Source organism: Nocardia sp. NPDC051911 (assembly GCF_040681035.1).
Lineage (GTDB): Bacteria > Actinomycetota > Actinomycetes > Mycobacteriales > Mycobacteriaceae > Nocardia > Nocardia sichangensis.
Window position 1 is genome coordinate 166,179 of the sequence record NZ_JBFAXY010000004.1, and the last position, 17,383, is coordinate 183,561.

Here is a 17,383-nt window from a genome sequence, read left to right on the forward strand (position 1 = left end):
GCACCGGCCGTCGCACTTTGCTGAGATGGATGGGTGCCGCGCTTCCTGCCCATCACGCCCGACGCCCTCGTCACGCAGGTGATCCAGCCCCTGCTGACCGCGACCGCACACACGGTGATCGCCGTCGACGGCGCGGACGCCGCACAGCCGGTGGCGCTCGCCGACCGGATCGTGGAGGCGCTGCGCGACGCGGGCCGGTCGGCCCACGTGGTCTCCTTGCATGACTACGTGCGTCCCGCCTCGCTGCGCATGGAGTTCGGCCGCACCGACGAGATGTCCTATCGCACCGCGTGGTTCGACTACGCCGCGCTGCGCCGCGAAGTCGTGGAGGCGCTGCGCGAGCACGGCCGGTGGCTGCCCGCGTTGTGGGATGAAGCCGCCGACCGCTCCGCGCGCGCCGCGATCCGCACGGCGCCGCCCGCGACCACCGTTGTCGTCGCGGGCCCGATGCTCGCGGGCCGCCACCTCGACGCCGACCTGATCCTCCGACTGGAGCTGTCCGAGGCCGCGCTCCGCCGCCGCACCCCGCCCGACGCGCAATGGACCATCCCGGCCTTGCTGCGGCACGATGCCGATAACCCCTACACGCCGACCTTCTTCGTGCGCTGGGACCACCCTGATCGTCCGGCGCTTCGAGTCGACCAGGACCGGGCCGACTAGGTTCCCGGGTCCTTGTCGATTACCGCTCGAGCTCGGCTTCTGTGGTGAGGCACAATCCCATGATCAGATGCGCATAACCGCGTAGCCATATGGGTTTCCCGCCGCCCAGCGGTCAGACCAGCCGATGCCCGCCGTCCACGTGCAGGACCGTGCCGGTGATGAAGGGATTGCGCATCACGCCCAGCATCGCCTGCGCGATATCGGAAGGGCAGCCGATGCGCCCGACGGGCAGGCGTGCGGCGAGCTGCTGGTGACGTTCGGTTTTCGCGGGCCCGGCGATGGTGTCCCAGATCGGTGTGTCGACCCACCCCGGCGAGACCACGTTGACGCGGACCGGGCCGAGCTCCAGGGCCAGCGCGTAGGCCAGCGAGGCGAGCGCGCCGTTGACCGCCGCCACCATGGCGCCGCCCGGCGCGGGCCGATACGCCGCGACGCCGGAAGTGAACGTCATCGAGCCGCCCGGTACGACCCGGGCGTGCTTGGCGAGCAGCATGGGGCCGATCAATTTGGCGGAAACGAGGTTCCGAGCCAGGTCGGCGTCGAACCGATCCAGCTGCTGATAGGCGCCGGTGACATCGGCGGCGGTGGTGACGACATGATCGACCGGCTCCGATTCGGCGAACAAACGCTCGAGGTCGGCTTCGCGGGTGATGTCCGCGACGACCGAGCGCACCGTGCCCGGCCCCGCGGACAAGATGCGCTCCGCCGCGGCGAGCCGTTCGGCGGAACGGCCCGCGATGGTGACCTGCGCGCCCGTATCGATCAGCGATGCCGCCAGCGCGAGTCCCATGCCGGAGCTGCCGCCCACGATGACGACGCGTTCGGGTGTTGTGCTGCTTGCTGTCATGACTCCACCCGACCATCGCCGCGGTCGAGTGTCCATGTCGCACTGCCGAATACGCCTTAGGCACGGGCTAACACCGCAGGCCGTGGACCGATTCGGTGCACGGACCGCGGTGGGTGGAGCCGACGCCGGTCACGACGAAACGAACGTCACCGCCCGCGCGCCGGGCCGGCTCCCGTCATCACGCGGTGCAGGCCGGGGACTGCTGGTTCAGGTTGGCCAGCGCCTGGCAGGCCCAGGCCTTCTGGACCTTCCACTTGCCGTCTTCGAGGACGAACGGAACGTCGACCTGGTTCGCCTGCCCGTTGACGGTGAACGTGGCCTGGGCGGTGACCGTGTCACCGAAGGCGGTGACGCCCGTGACCACTGCCGTGGCGTTGGCCTGCTGAAACGCCTGGGCCAAGCGGTTGGGCAGGCTCGGATCGGCCTCGATGCCCTGCACGAGGTCGAGCTTCTCCTCGTTCGGCACCGCGGGGTCGAGCGCACGCTGCAGGTTGGCGTTGAGTTCTTCTTTGGTGGGCGGGGCAGGTACCTTCGCGGTCGCCGAAGCGGCGGCGGTGGTGGTGTGGGTGGAGTTGTGCGAATCGCTCTTGTCGTCGCTGCCGCAGGCGGCCAGGCCGAGGGCGGCCACAAGGGCCAGGCCCGCTGCTGCGATGCGTCCGGTCTTGAGAAGCTTCAACTGTTCGTCCTTTGCGCTCGGATCGATCCGACGGTGATAGGGCGCGATATGGCCGGGACGGCCATCGAATGGCGAAGCTACTGAGCGTGATTGTGAGAACCATGAGACGACCTTCTGGCCGCCGTAAGAAGTGAACCTAGCATCGGAAGCGGTACCGGCGGGCTCATTCCGGCGACAGTTCGGACGCCAGTGCCGCGAGCAGCGCCGCGACGGCCGGATCGCGCACCGCCGCGCGCCAGGCGATCGCATAGGTCACCCGCAGGGGCGCGCCACGTAACGGCCGCCAAACCAGACCGGACAGTCCGTTTACGCGCGACGAGCTGAGCCCGATCGCGTCGGGACGTGACGGCAGCACGGCCAGCATCTGCGCATGGCCCATCGCGCTGTCGCTCAGCCGTACCGCCGCGCCGTGGTCGGCGAGCATACGCAACAGCGAATCATGCAGGCCCGCGGCGGATTCGCGGGAGAACAAGATCAACTCGTGCCCATCCAGCTCGGCCGGGTCCAGCGGCGCCGCCGCCCCGGCGAGCGGATGCCGCTCGGACATCACGACGCCCAGCTCCTCGCGGGCAACCGGACGTTGCGCGAAGCGTTCGGGCAGCTCCACCGGGGCGCGGACCAACGCGAGATCGACTTCGTCGTCATCGAGAAAACGCACCTGATCGGCGGTGGTCCCACCGGTGAGCACCATCCGGGCATCGGGCAGCACGGCGGTGAGCAGGCCGCCGATGTGGGCGGGCAGCCAGGGCGGGACGCCGTTCAACAGCCCGAGACGCAGCACCGGGGCACCAGCGGCGGCAGCGCGCCTGGTCTCGCGCATCGCCTCGTCCATCGCGCGCAGCACGTTCCTACCGGAGCGCAGCAGCACCGCGCCCGCGGCCGTCAGCTCCACCCGCGGCTCCCGGACCAGCAAGGGGCCGCCCAGCTCCCGCTCCAGCACCTTGATCTGCTGGCTGAGCGTCGGCGTCGAGATGAACAATCGCTCCGCGGCCCGGCGGAAGTGCAATTCCTCCGCCAGAACCACGAAGTACCGCAGCTGCCGCAACTCCACGCGGCCGACGCTACCGGCCCGAGCTCACCAGCCGCGCTCGGCCAGGCGGTGCGGCTGGGCGATCTCTTCGACGTTGATGCCGACCATGGCCTCGCCGAGCCCGCGCGACACCTTCGCCAGCACGTCCGGGTCGTCGTAGAACGTGGTGGCCTTGACGATGGCGGCAGCACGCTGCGCCGGGTTGCCGGACTTGAAGATGCCCGACCCCACGAACACGCCCTCGGCCCCGAGCTGCATCATCATCGCGGCGTCGGCGGGAGTGGCGATGCCGCCCGCGGTGAACAGCACGACAGGCAGCTTGCCCGTCTCGGCGATCTCACGGACCAGCTCGTAGGGCGCCTGCAACTCCTTGGCCGCGACGAACAACTCGTCCTCGGGCAGCGACGACAGGCGACGGATCTCCTGGCGGATCTTGCGCATGTGCGTGGTCGCGTTGGACACGTCACCGGTACCGGCCTCGCCCTTGGAGCGAATCATCGCCGCGCCCTCGGTGATTCGGCGCAACGCCTCGCCGAGGTTGGTGGCGCCGCAGACGAACGGCACGGTGAAGTTCCACTTGTCGATGTGGTTGGCGTAATCCGCGGGGGTGAGCACCTCGGACTCATCGATGTAGTCGACACCGAGGCTCTGCAGGATCTGCGCCTCGACGAAGTGGCCGATGCGTGCCTTCGCCATGACCGGGATGGAGACCGCGTTGATGATGCCGTCGATCATGTCCGGGTCGCTCATCCGGGAGACCCCGCCCTGGGCACGGATGTCGGCGGGGACGCGTTCCAGCGCCATCACCGCGACCGCACCGGCGTCCTCGGCGATCTTGGCCTGCTCCGGCGTGACGACATCCATGATCACCCCACCCTTGAGCATCTCGGCCATGCCGCGCTTCACGCGGGCGGTACCGACGGTCTGGGTGGTCTCGGGGGTGGTCACGGCAAACTCCTCCAGGCATGTGCGCCAAATCGATCACTCGCATACGAACGCCACGATTCTAGGTGGGCGCAAAAGGCCACTTGATAGCCAGTTGGAGTGCACTGGCCTGGTGTGATCTCGGTAATGGCGCCTTACGCCGGGAAGGCTCGGCCGCAGTGCCGTCCCGGCGCCGCACTGGCCTGCCCGGTTCGCGCCGGGCGCCCGATCACAGCGGGCCGACCACCAGCAACTGCGCCCAGTACTCCGCGGCCGCGGGACCGATCAGCGGCAACAGGAAATCGAACAGCAGGTACGACATGAACCAACTACCTCCACAACCGAACAGGAACAGCCCCGCCGTCAGCGGGACCACGACACCGAAAGCACATGCGTCCCCGACAGCAGTACCCTCCGGCGCCCTGGATCATCGCGACGCTATCACGATCGTGAAACACATCACACGTGTTCCGTGGCCGGTCAGCGGATGGAGCGGACCTCCGGATCGCCGGTGCCCGACGCGGCCTGAGCTGCTTCGGCCAGCAGTTCGTCCAGGTGATACGGGTAGACGGTTTCGCCGGAGCGGTCCAGCGTGACGATGTCGGCGGCGGTGCACCATCGGTGCCCGGTGATGGAGCGGCGTTCGATCGCGGTCAGGTTCGCCGGTTGCGGGTCGAAACCACGCACCCGCAGGGCGAAGAACAACTCCTCGCTCCGGATCAGCTCCCCGTTGAAGGGGAATACCGCGACCCGCCGCCAGATCGGACCGCGCAGGGCGGCCGGATCCCCGCGATATCCGGTCTCCTCGTACAGTTCCCGTACCGCCGCCGCGCGCAGGCTCTCCCCCGGCTCCACGCCGCCGCCGACGGTGAACCAGAACGACACCTGCGGCGTCTTCGGATCGTTGCCGCGCATCAGCAGAGTCCGGTCGTTCTCGTCGAACAGCACCACCCGCGCGGTGGTGCGGATGGTGTCCACCGCGAGGCCGGTGGACGCGGCCGGGGTAGCGCGCTCGGTGATCTCGAAGTAGGACGGCAGCGGCGCGGTACCCCCCAGGTGCAGGACGCGGACCGGGCGGCGCGTGCGCAGCGCCAGCGTGTCGCGTACGGCGTCGTTGTGGAAGCGGCGTGCGATCAGCACCCTGGCCTCGGCGTCGGCCAGTTCGGCGACGAGTTGCGGGCGCAGCGTGCCGATGTCGACCGCCGACAGCGCGGTGGACAAGCGGTTCTCCACGGTCTCGCGCTCGGCGCGACCGGCGCGCTCGGCCCGGTCCGCCAGCGCTGCCAGTTCTCCGGCCTGCTCCGACAGAGCCGGATCGGACACCGGACCCGCGATCGCCATGGCGACCGACCTGGCCACCACCGCCCGGCGGGCCAGCGCCGCGTCGAGCGCCTGCCAGGACTGATCCGAGCGGACGTGCAGCCGGTCGAGCCGGTTGGCGGTGGAGTACGCCCACAGACCGATCGCGACGACGACCGCCGCGATCAGCGCGAGGACGAGAACGGTCGTCGCGGAGAAGGTGATCATCCGGCGGCCCGCACTCTCGTGTCGCCCACGGTCACCGTCTCGTAGACGCGCAGGATCTGTTCGGCCACCACCGGCCAGTCGTACTCGCCGACGACCTGGGTCGCGGTGTGCACGAGCCCCTCCCTGCGCACCTCATCGGTGAGTACGGCATGCAGCGCGGTGGCCAGCGCCGCCGAGTCGCCGACCGGGACCAGCATGCCCGCCGAACCGTCCCGCAGTACCCGGCGGAAGGCGTCCAATTCACTGGCCACGACCGCGGTGCCCGCCGCCATCGCCTCGATCAGGATGATGCCGAAGCTCTCGCCGCCCAGGTTGGGCGCCACGTACACGTCCGCGCTCCGCATCGCGGAAGCCTTTTCCTCGTCGGACACCTGGCCGAGGAAACGCAAGTGGCCGGCCAGGTCGCCCGCTTCCCGGCGCAACCGGTCCTCGTCGCCGCGGCCGACGATCAGGATCTCGACGTCGGGATGTTCGCGCACCAGCTCGGGCAGCGCGCCGAGCAGGACCTCCATGCCCTTGCGCGGCTCGTCGTAGCGCCCCAGGAACAGCACCGTCCCGCCGGGGCGCGGATAACCAGGCAACATCGGCGCGCGCGCGAACGCAGGGACGTCGACGCCGTTGGGGATCTCCACCGCGTCCGAGCCGAGCGCCTCGACCTGCCAGCGGCGCGCGAGCTCGGACACCGCGATACGACCGGAGATCTTCTCGTGATACGGCCGCAGCACACCCTGAAAAGTGCTCAGCACCAGCGATTTCGTCGTAGAGGTGTGGAAGGTCGCCACGATCGGGCCCTCGGCGATCTTCAGCGCGAGCATGGACAGGCTCGGCGCGTTCGGCTCGTGGATGTGCAGCACGTCGAAGTCGTTGCCCTCGATCCACCGGCGGATCCTGGTGTAGGCCATGGGCCCGAACGACAGCCGCGCCACCGACCCGTTGTACGGGATGGCCACGGCGCGCCCCGCCGACACCACGAACTCCGGCAGCGGGGTGCCCTCGGACGCGGGCGCCAGGACGCTCACCTTGTGCCCGCGTTCGATGAACACTCGCGCCAGTTCGACCACATGCGCCTGCACCCCGCCGGGGACGTCGAACGAATAGGGGCAGACCATGCCGATCTTCATGGCGATACGTCCCCCTGTTCGGCTTTGATGCTCGCCTGCGCGGTGGCGATCCTGGCACGCCGCTGCGGCGAGAGATCGCTCTCCCACAATGGTTGCAGCATGTGCCAATCCGCGGGGTGCTCGGCGATATTCGCCGCGAAAGTTTCCGCCAACGCCTGGGTGGCCGCCGCCACGCCATCGGAAACATTCAGCGGCGCTTCGACTTTCAGGCCCCAGTCCTCTCGGCCATCGGCGTCGACCTCGAACCAGGCGTGCACCGGCAGCAATGCCGCGCCGGTCTCGATCGCCAGTTTCGCCGCACCCGCCGGCATCCAGGTGCGCTCGCCGAAGAACTGCACGGGCACGCCCTTGCCCGTGAGGTCGCGTTCGCCCAGCAGGCACACGATCTTGTTCTGTCGCAGTCGGGCCGCCAGCAGACCGAACGGCGGCTGCTCACCGCCGGTCAGCGGGATCACCTCGAAGCCGAGGCTCTCCCGATAAGCGACGAACCGCTCGAACAGCGACTCCGGCTTCAGCCGCTCGGCCACGGTGGTGGGGCCGCCGTAGTGTTGAACCAGCCAGACGCCCGCAATGTCCCAGTTGCCGGAATGCGGCAGCACCAAGAGCACGCCTCGGCCCTTCGCAATCGCGGCATCCAGATGCTCCAGCCCGCCGACGTCATAGTCGATCGCTGCATGGTCCATCGTGGGCAGCCGGAACGCCTCCCGCCAGTACCGCGCGTAGGACCGCATGCTGGCGACGATCAGTTCGTCCGGCACGTCGGCGGGAAGCACGCCGAGCACGCGCGCCAGATTGCGCCGCAACTGGTTCGGCGCGCCGCCCGCGTGGAATTCCCGATTGGCGCGACGGGCGACCCGGTCGGCGCCCCACTCGAACAGTCGTCGTGCCGTCGTCTCCGGCAGCGCACGCACCAGTCGCCAGCCCGCCGCGTATCCGGCGGCGCCGAGCTGTTCCCCGATCGTCATCCGAGCCCCCGAGCCGCAGGTCCGCAATTCATCGTGACGGATACCCGGACGCCACCGTCGATCGGTTCGCGCCCGGCATCGGGTGAGGTCACGTCGGAAGCCCCGAGGTGTCGGCGGTGCCCGCACCAGGGCGCTGCGACTGCCCGGTCGGGATCACGGTGCGCGCTCCCGGCGAGTTGCGTACGGCCAGCACCCGCTGAACGACGGTGACGATGCTGAGCACGGCGAGGATCCACATGGCCACGTGCACGGCGTAGGTCAGCCATTCGATCCCCCAGTAGCCACCGATGCCGGTGAATCCGGCGCCGACCAGCACGATGATCAGCCGGTCCGGCCGCTCGATGAGGCCGCCGTCCGCGGACAGCCCACTGGCCTCGGCGCGCGCCTTCGCATAGGAGATCACCTGCGAGGTCACCAAGACGACCAGCGTCGCGGCGAACAAGGGCTTGTGCTGCTCGTGGAAGACCGCCCACCAGGCCAGCCCGCCGAAGATCGCCCCGTCGGCCAGCCGGTCACAGGTGGCGTCCAGCACCGCGCCGTACTTCGTGCCGCCACCGCGTGCCCGCGCCATCGCCCCGTCGAGCATGTCGAACATGACGAACAACCAGATCACCATGGTTCCCCAGAACAGGTGTCCGGTCGGGAAGAGCGTGACCGCGGCGACGATGGAGGCGGTGGTGCCGATCAGCGTCATCGCGTCCGGCGTCAGTCCGGTGCCGACCAGCGCGCGGCCCAGTGGAGCAGTCGCCTTGGCGAACGTCTCGCGGCCGAAGAAACTCAGCACGGCCGACCCGCCCGGTCGCTCATCTACGCCTCCTTCCAGGCCGCCGACAGCAGCGCCCTGGTCTCCCGCAGCAGTTGCGGCATCACCTTCGCCCCGCCGATGACCGTGATGAAGTTCGCGTCGCCACCCCAGCGCGGGACGATGTGCTGGTGCAGGTGGTCGGCCAGCGACCCACCGGCCACCCCGCCGAGATTCAGCCCCACGTTGAAGCCGTGCGGCCGGGACACCTTCTTCATCACCCGGATCGCCTGCTGGGTGAAGGCCATCAACTCGGCGCTCTCCGCCTCGGTGAGATCCTCCAGGTTCGCCACCTTGCGGTACGGCACCACCATCATGTGTCCCGGGTTGTACGGGTACAGGTTGAGCACGGCGTACACCAACTCGCCCCTGGCGACGACCAATCCGTCCTCGTCGGACATCTTCGGGATGTCGGTGAAGGGGTGGCCGGTCGAATCCTTGGGACCGGTGGCCGCCTCCGCGATGTAGGACATGCGATACGGCGTCCACAGGCGCTGCAGCCGATCCGGTTCGCCGGCGCCGGTGTCCACGATGCTGCCCGGCTCGGCCGAGGTCGCGGTCCCGTCCAGATCCGCGAGCCCCTCCGGCACCGTCCGCTCGGTCATGCCCCACCCTTGTTCGCTGATCGGATTTCGAAACCCTCGGCCGTCGGCGACGCGTTCTCCCGGTGGGCGATCCACGCGACGATGGTGGCCACCGCGTCGTCGACCGGCACGCCGTTGACCTGGGTACCGTCGCGGAAGCGGAAGCTAACGGCGTTCGCGTTCACGTCGCGCTCACCGGCGAGCAGCATGAACGGCACCTTCTGGGCGGTGTTGTTGAAGATCTTCTTCTGCATCCGGTCGTCGCTGCGGTCCACCTGTGCCCGGATGCCCTCGTCCTGCAACCGTTCGATCACCCGATCCAGGTGCGGGGCAAAGGTATCCGCGACCGGGATGCCGACGACCTGCACCGGAGACAACCAGGCCGGGAACGCGCCCGCGTAGTGCTCGGTGAGCACACCGAAGAAGCGCTCGATCGACCCGAACAGCGCGCGGTGGATCATGACCGGCCGCTGCTTGGTGCCGTCCGACGCGGTGTACTCCAGGTCGAAGCGCTCGGGCAGGTTGAAGTCGAGCTGGATGGTCGACATCTGCCAGGTGCGCCCCAGCGCGTCCTTGGCCTGCACGGAGATCTTCGGGCCGTAGAAGGCGGCGCCGCCGGGATCGGGTACCAGCTCGAGACCGGAGGCCGAGGCGACCTTGGACAAGGTCTCGGTGGCCTCCTCCCAGATCTCGTCGGAACCGACGAACTTCTTCGGGTCCTTGGTGGACAGCTCGAGGTAGAAGTCGTCGAGGCCGTAGTCCTTCAGCAGATCCAGCACGAACCGCAGCGTGTCGGTCAGTTCGCTGTGCATCTGCTCTTTGGTGCAGTAGATGTGCGCGTCGTCCTGAGTCATGCCGCGCACCCGGGTCAGGCCGTGCACCACGCCGGACTTCTCGTAGCGGTAGACCGAGCCGAACTCGAACAGCCGCAGCGGCAGCTCCCGATACGACCGGCCGCGGGCACGGAAGATCAGGTTGTGCATCGGGCAGTTCATCGGCTTGACGTAGTAGTCCTGGCCGGGCTTGCGGACCGTGCCGTCCTCGTTGAGTTCGGCGTCCAGGTGCATCGCGGGGAACATGCCGTCGCGGTACCAGTCCAGGTGGCCGGAGACCTCGAACAGGTGGCCCTTGGTGATATGCGGGGTGTTGACGAACTCGTAGCCCGCCGCGACGTGCCTGCGGCGCGAGTACTCCTCCAGTTCCTTGCGGATGATGCCGCCCTTGGGGTGGAACACCGGGAGACCGGAACCGAGCTCGTCGGGGAAGCTGAACAGGTCCAGTTCCAGGCCGAGCTTGCGGTGATCGCGGCGCTCCGCCTCGGCGAGCAGGTGCAGGTGCTCGTCGAGCGCCTCCTGGGACTCCCACGCGGTGCCGTAGACGCGCTGCAGGTCCTCCCGGCTCTGGTCACCGCGCCAGTAGGCGGCCGAGCTGCGGGTCAGTTTGAAGGCCGGGATGAACTTGGTGGTCGGGATGTGCGGGCCGCGGCACAGATCGCCCCAGATCTTCTCGCCGGTGCGCGGATCCAGATTGTCGTAGATGGTCAGCTCTTTGCCGCCGACCTCCATGACCTCTGGATCATCGATCCCGGACTTGTCGCTGATCAGCTCCAGTTTGAACGGCTCACCGGCCAGCTCGACCCTGGCCTCGTCGACCTCGACCACCCGGCGGGAGAAACGCTGCGCGCCCTTGACGATCTTCTTCATCCGGGATTCCAGCTTGGCCAGATCCTCCGGGGTGAACGGCCGCTCGACCCGGAAGTCGTAGTAGAACCCGTCCTTGATGTAGGGACCGATGCCCAGCTTGGCCTCGGGGAATTCCTGCTGCACCGCTTGGGCGAGCACATGCGCGGCGGAGTGCCGGATGACGTTGCGGCCGTCGGGGGTGTTCGCCGCGACCGGCTCCACGTCGACGTCCTCGTCCGGGGTCCAGGACAGATCCTTGAGTTCGCCGTCCAGCCGGACGACGACGACGGTCTCCGGCCCCTTGGTGGACAGTCCGGCCTCGCGCACCGCGGCGCCCGCCGTCGTCCCGGCCGGCACCCGGACGAGGGCGACTGGGCTGATGGCGGCTGAGGTGGTCACGGCTGCGCTCTCCTTGGCGTTTCTCGTGCGCGGGCGGGGTCCCGCTGGATGGTGGCCGATCGCAAGTTCGTCCGGCGCGACCATGCTACTGTCCCGCCGCTTCGGCCCGCCCCTCCGGGTTTTGGGCCGTAGCGGTCGGGTGGCGCGAGATTTGCGTTCGGGTCTCTCTCCGGGTGACGCCGGAGTTCCTGGCGTTCCCGTCGAGTTGTCGCGCGCCGGATGGTCAGCCCTCGGCGGCCAGGTCCGCGAGCAGTGCGATGCGTTCGGCGGCAGAACGTTTCGGGCAGCTGGTGCACATCTCGCAGCCGGGGACCTCGAACACCAGGCAGCAGGAGATGCGCCGCACGAAGGTGCGTCCGCCGATCTCGACGAAACGCGGAACCGGAAGTTTGCCGCCGACCTCGGCGGCCAGCCGCGCGCCCGCGTCCGGCGACCCGGCATCCAGTGCCCGATTGCCGATCGCGTCGGCCACGATCGCCCACAACGCGGGGACGCCTGCGCTCGACACCCGGGCGACCGGCGGGATGACGGTCGCCAGCGTCTCGCGCAGCGCCGATGCGCTACCGGAAGCCCGGGCGCCGTCCACCGGGATGCGCACCCGTTCGATGCCGCCGTCGGGGCGCACTTCGCATTCCAGCCGGTCCAGCGCGGCCTCGGGGGCGTCCGCGTCGTGCGCGTACGCCCGCGCGATCTGCTCCACCAGCGCGGACGCGGCCATGCACCACCACAGCGTGCCCGCGATACGCAGCGACGTGGTCCCCCAGGAATGGCCCATCTCCGCGATACGCGCGGCCAGCCATTCCGGTTGGGTGAGCATGCGCCCCGGAACGGTGGTCACCGTTACAGGGGGCTGCGCAGCCATTCCCATTCGACTCCGATCCAACTACCCACAAGCCCGAAGGTTCCCAACACCCACAGCGTCGCCACGACCAGCGCGGCGGTGCCGACCGCACCGGCCACCTGCACGGCCAGACCTTGCCGGGAGTACCAGTCCATCAACTGCCGATACCGGTCCCGCAGCCAGGTCAAGACCCGGTGCGCCCAAGCGAATTCGGTGGCGAGGATGCCCAGCCCGGCGAACACGATCGCCCAGCCGGGACCGGGATAGGGAATCGCGAGCACACCGGCCGCGAGCACGGCTACACCGACCACCGCGACCACGATCCGATAGCCGAGGTACAGCGTAGGTCGTCGTTCGAGCCCGGCGCGGAAGGCGCGCCAGCGGGTCGGCCGATCGTCCGAGCTCGTTTCGAGGTCTGCCGTCACGTTTCCCAGGGTACGAGGGTCCGGCACAGCGAATCGCGATCCCACTCGCCCGGACAACGGTGATCCCGCCCGAGCAGGCCGCCCGGGCGGGATCACCCATCCCCGTCCGATCAGACGAGTTGGGGAGCGGGCTGATGGCCCGCGTCATCGATGTGCGCGATCCCGTTCTCGGTCACCTCGACCACCCGGGCACTGGCGATGTCGAAGAACAGGCCCGACACCTTGACGCCGCGCTCGGCGACCGCCTTGCGCACCGCTGGGTGCCGGTGCAGCAACTCGAGCTGCACCGCGACGTTCACCATGGCCAGCTGATCGACCTCGCCGAAACCGGCCTCCCGCGCGGCACTCGCCACCGGGTGGCCCGCGTGGAACCGCTCCAGGCTCGGTCGCGCATGGGCGAGCCAGGCGTCCACGCCGGGGACCTGGGCCCCGGCGTGCAACGCCTTCATCGCACCGCACGAGGAATGCCCGCAGACCACGATCGAGCGGACGTTCAGCTGCTCGAGCGCGAACACCAGCGCGGCCTCCACCGACGCGTCACCCTCGGCGGGCGCCAGGTTGCCCACGTTGCGCACCGTGAACAGATCGCCCGGCCCGCTGTTGGTGATGATGTTCGGCACGATCCGCGAGTCCGAGCAGGTCAGGAAGAACGAATCCGGGTCCTGCGTGTCGCGCAACTCGTCCAGATGCGGCCGGACGACGTGCGCGTGGCTGCGGTGGAAGGCCGCCACACCCGCCGCGACCGGATTCTCATGCCGCTCGTCGCGCCGCCAAGGGCCGAGGATGTCGTCCCAGACCGAGCGGGCGAAGCTGCGCGCGGGCGGCTGCGCCGCGGCGTGGGCCATCCTGGCGCCGCCGATCTCCACGAAATCGACGTTGCCGCCGTTGTTCACCTGCTGGCGGGCGAATTCCTCGATGGCCTCGAACGCCGCGTGATCGAGGAAGTCGACGGTCATCTCCACCGTGACGTCGGCTCCCGGCGGAATCTTCGCGAATTGCGCCGACAGCTTCGGCAGCGCGAGGAAGGTGGCCGATCCGTCGATGGTAACCAGCCAGCGCTGCGTGCCGGGTACCTGTCGGGCCTCGATCGCCACGCGCACCACCCGCCACAGCAGCAGGCCGAAGGCCAGGCCCAGACCGATCAGCACGCCCTCGAGCAGGTTCGCGAACACCACGCCGAGCACCGTCACGGCGTAGACCAGCAGGTCGCCGGTGCGCCGCGCCAGTTTGATGTGGGCCAGCTTCACCAGTTGGATGCCGATCACGATGAGCAGACCGGCCAGCGCGGCCTTCGGGATCTGCTCCACCACGGAGACCAGGGCCACCGAGAACACCAGCACCCAGACCCCGTGCAGGATCGCGGAGGCGCGGCTGTGCGCGCCCGCCTGCACGTTGGTGGCGCTACGCACGATCACGCCGGTGACCGGCAGGCCGCCGAGCAGACCGGACAGCACGTTCGCCGAGCCCTGGCCGATCAGTTCCCGGTCGAAGTCGGTGCGCTTACGCGAGTGCATCTTGTCCACGGCCACTGCGGACAGCAGGCTCTCCACGCTGGCGATCAACGCGATGGTGACGACTGCCAGCGCCAGACCCGACCAGTCGCCGCGAGGCAGCGCGGGCAGGCCGATGGCGTCGAACAGCGAGCCGTTCAGCACGATGCGCACCGCGTCGAGCGGAAGCGCCAGCGACAGCGCCGTACCCACGAGCACCGCGACCAGCGGACCCGGCACGACGCGGACCCTGGCGGGCAGGTACTTCCAGCCGAGCATGATCGCGATCACGACCACGCCGATCAACGCGCCACCCCCGTGCGCGGACAGCAACTGCCCGGGCAGCTCGACGATGTTCCGCCAGGCCGAGCTGTGCGAGGAACCGCCGAGCAGCACATGGATCTGCTGCAGCGCGATGGTGATGCCGATACCGGCGAGCATCGCGTGCACCACCACGGGCGCCACGGCGAGCGCCGCCCTGGCCACGCGGCTCAGGCCGAGCAGGATTTGCAGCACACCGGCGGCGAAGACGATGAAACACGTTGTGCGCCAACCGAATTGATTGATCGTCTCGGCGACCACGACGGTGAGGCCCGCGGCGGGGCCGCTCACCTGCAGGACCGAACCACCGAGGCTTGCGGCGACGACACCGCCGATCACGGCGGCGATGAGCCCGGCGGCGACGGGGGCTCCGGAGGCGATCGCGATGCCGAGCGAAAGCGGCAGCGCGACAAGGAAAACAACGATCGATGCGGGCACATCGTGGCGCAGGATTTCGGTGAAGCGATCGGACAGCGGTCCGGAACTGCGGCTCGAACCCGCCGGTGCGGGCTTCGACGGTGGCGGGGCCAAATCGTGATCGATAGCCATGACTCTCCTTCGCCGACTCGGCTGTTTCGCCGAGGTCGGTTGACGATCAACATGTCCAGCAGGGCACAAGACCGCGAACCGGCATCTCGCGGTGAAGCAGTCCCGACACAGCGATGAGTCGAGATGTAAACGAGTGCAAGTCTATTGGTAAAGACTTAGCAAAGCCTGAGAAGTTCGCCGATTGTGTGCGATTCCCCACTATCCGGTCGTCGTCCATCAGCATGATCCACCGCACAATGCCTGGTCAGACGGGTTCCGCCGCGATACCGCGCCGCTCGTCGCCGAACTCCGCGATGCCGTCGGCCATGACCTCGATCACCCGGGCCGTGGCGAGGTCGAAGAACAATCCCGACACCGCCACGCCCCGCTCCTCAATCCCCCGGCGCACGACCGGGTGCGCGTGCAGCGTCTCCAGCTGCACGGCGACGTTCACCATGCCCAGCTGATCCACCGGGCCGAATCCCGCGACGGCCGCCGCGGCGGCGACCGGATGCCCCAGCCGGTAGCGCTCCAGGCTCGGCCGGGCGTGCGCCAGCCAGTCGCCGAGCCCCGCCCCGGCCCGCACCTCGCGATGCAGCGCCTCCATGGCACCGCAGCCGGAGTGGCCGCAGACCACGACCGCGCGCACGTCCAGCCGCTCCAACGCGTAGATCAGCGCCGCCTCCACCGAGACGTCCCCACCGCGCGTAGGCACCAGATTGCCCACGTTGCGCACGGTGAACAGGTCGCCAGGGCCGCTGTTGGTGATGACGTTCGGCACGATTCTGGCGTCCGCACAGGTGAGGAAGAACGAGTCGGCGTCGTGCCGATGACGCAACTTGTCCAGGTGCGGGCGCAGCAGGTGGGCGTGGCCGCGGTGGTAGGCGGCGATGCCCGCCGCGATGCGGTCCTCCCGGTCGCCCGTGCGCCGCCACGGTCCGATGACCTGGTCGACAACCTGCCTGAAGTGCCCGCGCTCGGGCGGTCCGGCCAAGGCGGTTGCCATCCTTTCGCCGCCGAGTTCGACGAATTCCACTGCACTACCGTGCGTTTCGCGCTCGCGAGCCCATTCGGTGAGGAACTCGTGCGTAGCGTGGTCCAGGAAGTCGACGGCCATCTCGACGGTCACCTCGGCGTCGGCCGGGACCTTCGCCAGTTCCGCGGTGAGCTTCGGCAAGGCCAGGAAGGTGCACGTGCCGTCGATAGCGACCACCCACCGGCGCGAGCCGGGTACGGGAGCCGCGACGATCAGCACGCGCACCACCCGCCACAGCAGCAGCGCGAACGCGAGCACGAGACCGATCAGCATGCCCTGCAAGAGATTCAGGAACACCACACCCAGCACCGTCGCCAGGTAGACGTACATCTCACCGGCCCGCCTGGCCAGCCGGATGTGCGCCAGCTTGATCAGCTGCGTGCCGACGAAGATGAGCAGTCCGGCCAGCGCGGCGGTCGGGATCTGCCGCACGAGGCCGGCCAGGACCACCGCGAACAGCAGGATCCAGACTCCGTGCAGCACGGTCGCCGCCCTGCTGCGAGCGCCTGCGTTCGCGTTGGTGATGCTGCGCACGATGACGGCCGCGATCGGCAGGCCGCCGAGCAGGCCGGAGACGACGTTGGCCGATCCCTGCCCGATCAGCTCCCGGTCGAAATCGGTGCGGTGACCAGGCCGCATCTTGTCCACCGCGACCGCCGACAGCAGGCTTTCGACGCTGGCGATGAGCGCGATCGTGATCACGGTCGAGGCGACGGCCGCCGGGCCTCCGGAGGGGATGGCGGGCAGGCCCAGGGACTCCAGCAACGACTCGTTCAGCACAAGGTGCTCGACCCGCGTGGGCAGGACGAGCGCCAGCAGCGTGGCGGTGACCACGGCGACGAGCGGTGCGGGGAGCACGCGCACCCGCCGTGGCGCGAAGCGCCAAGCGACCAGGATGCCGATGACGACCAGGCCCACGCACAGGTCGCCGGTGCGCACCGACAAAAGCTGCCGCGGTAACCCCACCAGCGCGGCGAACGACGAACTCAGCGAGCTGCCCCCGAGCAGCACGTGCACCTGTTGCAGCGCGATCACCACGCCGATGCCCGCCAGCATGCCGTGCACGACCACCGGGGCGATGGCCAGCGCGGCGCGCGCGACCCGGCTCAGCCCGAACAGGATCTGCAGCACACCCGCTCCGACGGTGATGAAGCACGTTGCCGCCCAGCCGAATTGGTGCACACTCTCGGCGACGACAACGGTGAGGCTCGCGGTGGGCCCGCTCACCTGGATCGCGGAACCACCCAGCAATCCGGCCACCACACCGCCGACAACGGCTGCGATGAGTCCTGCCGCCACCGGAGCGCCGGAGGCCACCGCCACACCGAGCGAAAGGGGAAGCGCGACCAGGAAAACCACGATCGAGGCAGGTAGATCGGCACGGCCGACGCTGGTCAGGCGACCGGCGAGGTGTGCGCGCGGCGACGTCCGTGGTGCGGAATCGGTGTCGGTGGACATATTTTCTCCTTCGCCGGGGTGGCCCCGGTTCATCGGTCAAACATGTTCTTGGCATCGAAAGCGAGCG

General features: G+C 69.0%; 15 protein-coding genes. 1 reads left to right on the forward strand and 14 read right to left on the reverse strand.

Annotation, left to right across the window (positions count from 1 at the left end; translation table 11 throughout):
• Positions 1-33 precede the first annotated feature (33 nt).
• Positions 34-660: a hypothetical protein gene (locus AB0L97_RS06845; RefSeq protein WP_364425929.1), complete on the forward strand. Its 627-nt coding sequence runs from the start codon at positions 34-36 to the stop codon at positions 658-660.
• Positions 661-772: 112 nt separating this feature from the next.
• Here the strand turns inward: AB0L97_RS06845 and AB0L97_RS06850 are convergent, their stop codons facing one another.
• From AB0L97_RS06850 to AB0L97_RS06915, 14 genes are all read right to left on the reverse strand, one after another.
• Positions 773-1,507: an SDR family oxidoreductase gene (locus AB0L97_RS06850; RefSeq protein WP_364425931.1), complete on the reverse strand. Its 735-nt coding sequence runs from the start codon at positions 1,505-1,507 to the stop codon at positions 773-775.
• A gap of 178 nt (positions 1,508-1,685) precedes the next feature.
• Positions 1,686-2,183: a hypothetical protein gene (locus tag AB0L97_RS06855; RefSeq protein ID WP_355070451.1), complete on the reverse strand. Its 498-nt coding sequence runs from the start codon at positions 2,181-2,183 to the stop codon at positions 1,686-1,688.
• A gap of 163 nt (positions 2,184-2,346) precedes the next feature.
• Positions 2,347-3,234, reverse strand: coding sequence for a LysR substrate-binding domain-containing protein (locus AB0L97_RS06860; protein ID WP_364425934.1), 888 nt, complete (start codon positions 3,232-3,234; stop codon positions 2,347-2,349).
• A 24-nt stretch (positions 3,235-3,258) separates the two neighbouring features.
• Positions 3,259-4,161: a pyridoxal 5'-phosphate synthase lyase subunit PdxS gene (pdxS, locus tag AB0L97_RS06865; protein ID WP_195042546.1), complete on the reverse strand. Its 903-nt coding sequence runs from the start codon at positions 4,159-4,161 to the stop codon at positions 3,259-3,261.
• 456 nt (positions 4,162-4,617) lie between these two features.
• Positions 4,618-5,661: an NUDIX domain-containing protein gene (locus tag AB0L97_RS06870; protein WP_364426088.1), complete on the reverse strand. Its 1,044-nt coding sequence runs from the start codon at positions 5,659-5,661 to the stop codon at positions 4,618-4,620.
• On the reverse strand, positions 5,661-6,785 hold the full coding sequence (locus AB0L97_RS06875; RefSeq protein WP_364425936.1) for a glycosyltransferase family 4 protein: 1,125 nt from the start codon (positions 6,783-6,785) through the stop codon (positions 5,661-5,663). Before AB0L97_RS06875 ends, AB0L97_RS06870 begins: the two co-directional genes overlap by 1 nt.
• A complete protein-coding gene (locus AB0L97_RS06880; RefSeq protein WP_364425938.1) occupies positions 6,782-7,750 on the reverse strand; it encodes a phosphatidylinositol mannoside acyltransferase in 969 nt (322 codons plus the stop codon). The genes AB0L97_RS06875 and AB0L97_RS06880 overlap by 4 nt, the downstream gene beginning before the upstream one ends.
• 88 nt (positions 7,751-7,838) lie before the next feature.
• On the reverse strand, positions 7,839-8,534 hold the full coding sequence (gene pgsA, locus AB0L97_RS06885) for a phosphatidylinositol phosphate synthase (RefSeq protein ID WP_356961617.1): 696 nt from the start codon (positions 8,532-8,534) through the stop codon (positions 7,839-7,841).
• Between the two features lie 23 nt (positions 8,535-8,557).
• Positions 8,558-9,157 (reverse strand): HIT domain-containing protein, encoded by a 600-nt coding sequence (locus tag AB0L97_RS06890; protein ID WP_355070441.1) that lies wholly within the window; start codon positions 9,155-9,157, stop codon positions 8,558-8,560.
• Positions 9,154-11,217, reverse strand: a complete 2,064-nt coding sequence (thrS, locus tag AB0L97_RS06895; RefSeq protein ID WP_355070439.1) for a threonine--tRNA ligase — start codon at positions 11,215-11,217, stop codon at positions 9,154-9,156. The genes AB0L97_RS06890 and thrS overlap by 4 nt, the downstream gene beginning before the upstream one ends.
• Positions 11,218-11,440: 223 nt before the next feature.
• Positions 11,441-12,055: a (2Fe-2S)-binding protein gene (locus AB0L97_RS06900; protein WP_364425941.1), complete on the reverse strand. Its 615-nt coding sequence runs from the start codon at positions 12,053-12,055 to the stop codon at positions 11,441-11,443.
• 2 nt (positions 12,056-12,057) lie between these two features.
• On the reverse strand, positions 12,058-12,483 hold the full coding sequence (locus AB0L97_RS06905; RefSeq protein WP_355070436.1) for a TIGR02611 family protein: 426 nt from the start codon (positions 12,481-12,483) through the stop codon (positions 12,058-12,060).
• Between the two features lie 110 nt (positions 12,484-12,593).
• A complete protein-coding gene (locus AB0L97_RS06910) occupies positions 12,594-14,843 on the reverse strand; it encodes a bifunctional SulP family inorganic anion transporter/carbonic anhydrase (RefSeq protein ID WP_364425944.1) in 2,250 nt (749 codons plus the stop codon).
• 244 nt (positions 14,844-15,087) lie between these two features.
• Entirely contained in the window at positions 15,088-17,316 is a 2,229-nt protein-coding gene (locus AB0L97_RS06915; RefSeq protein WP_364425946.1) for a bifunctional SulP family inorganic anion transporter/carbonic anhydrase, read from the reverse strand.
• Positions 17,317-17,383: the final 67 nt, after the last annotated feature.

Bases quoted from the DNA above. Each gene is read 5' to 3' on its own strand.
- AB0L97_RS06850 (WP_364425931.1), bottom strand. From the start codon at position 1,507: ATGACAGCAAGCAGCACAACACCCGAACGCGTCGTCATCGTGGGCGGC.
- AB0L97_RS06910 (WP_364425944.1), bottom strand. From the start codon at position 14,843: ATGGCTATCGATCACGATTTGGCCCCGCCACCGTCGAAGCCCGCACCG.
- AB0L97_RS06890 (WP_355070441.1), bottom strand. From the start codon at position 9,157: ATGACCGAGCGGACGGTGCCGGAGGGGCTCGCGGATCTGGACGGGACC.
- AB0L97_RS06875 (WP_364425936.1), bottom strand. From the start codon at position 6,785: ATGAAGATCGGCATGGTCTGCCCCTATTCGTTCGACGTCCCCGGCGGG.
- AB0L97_RS06880 (WP_364425938.1), bottom strand. From the start codon at position 7,750: ATGACGATCGGGGAACAGCTCGGCGCCGCCGGATACGCGGCGGGCTGG.
- AB0L97_RS06915 (WP_364425946.1), bottom strand. From the start codon at position 17,316: ATGTCCACCGACACCGATTCCGCACCACGGACGTCGCCGCGCGCACAC.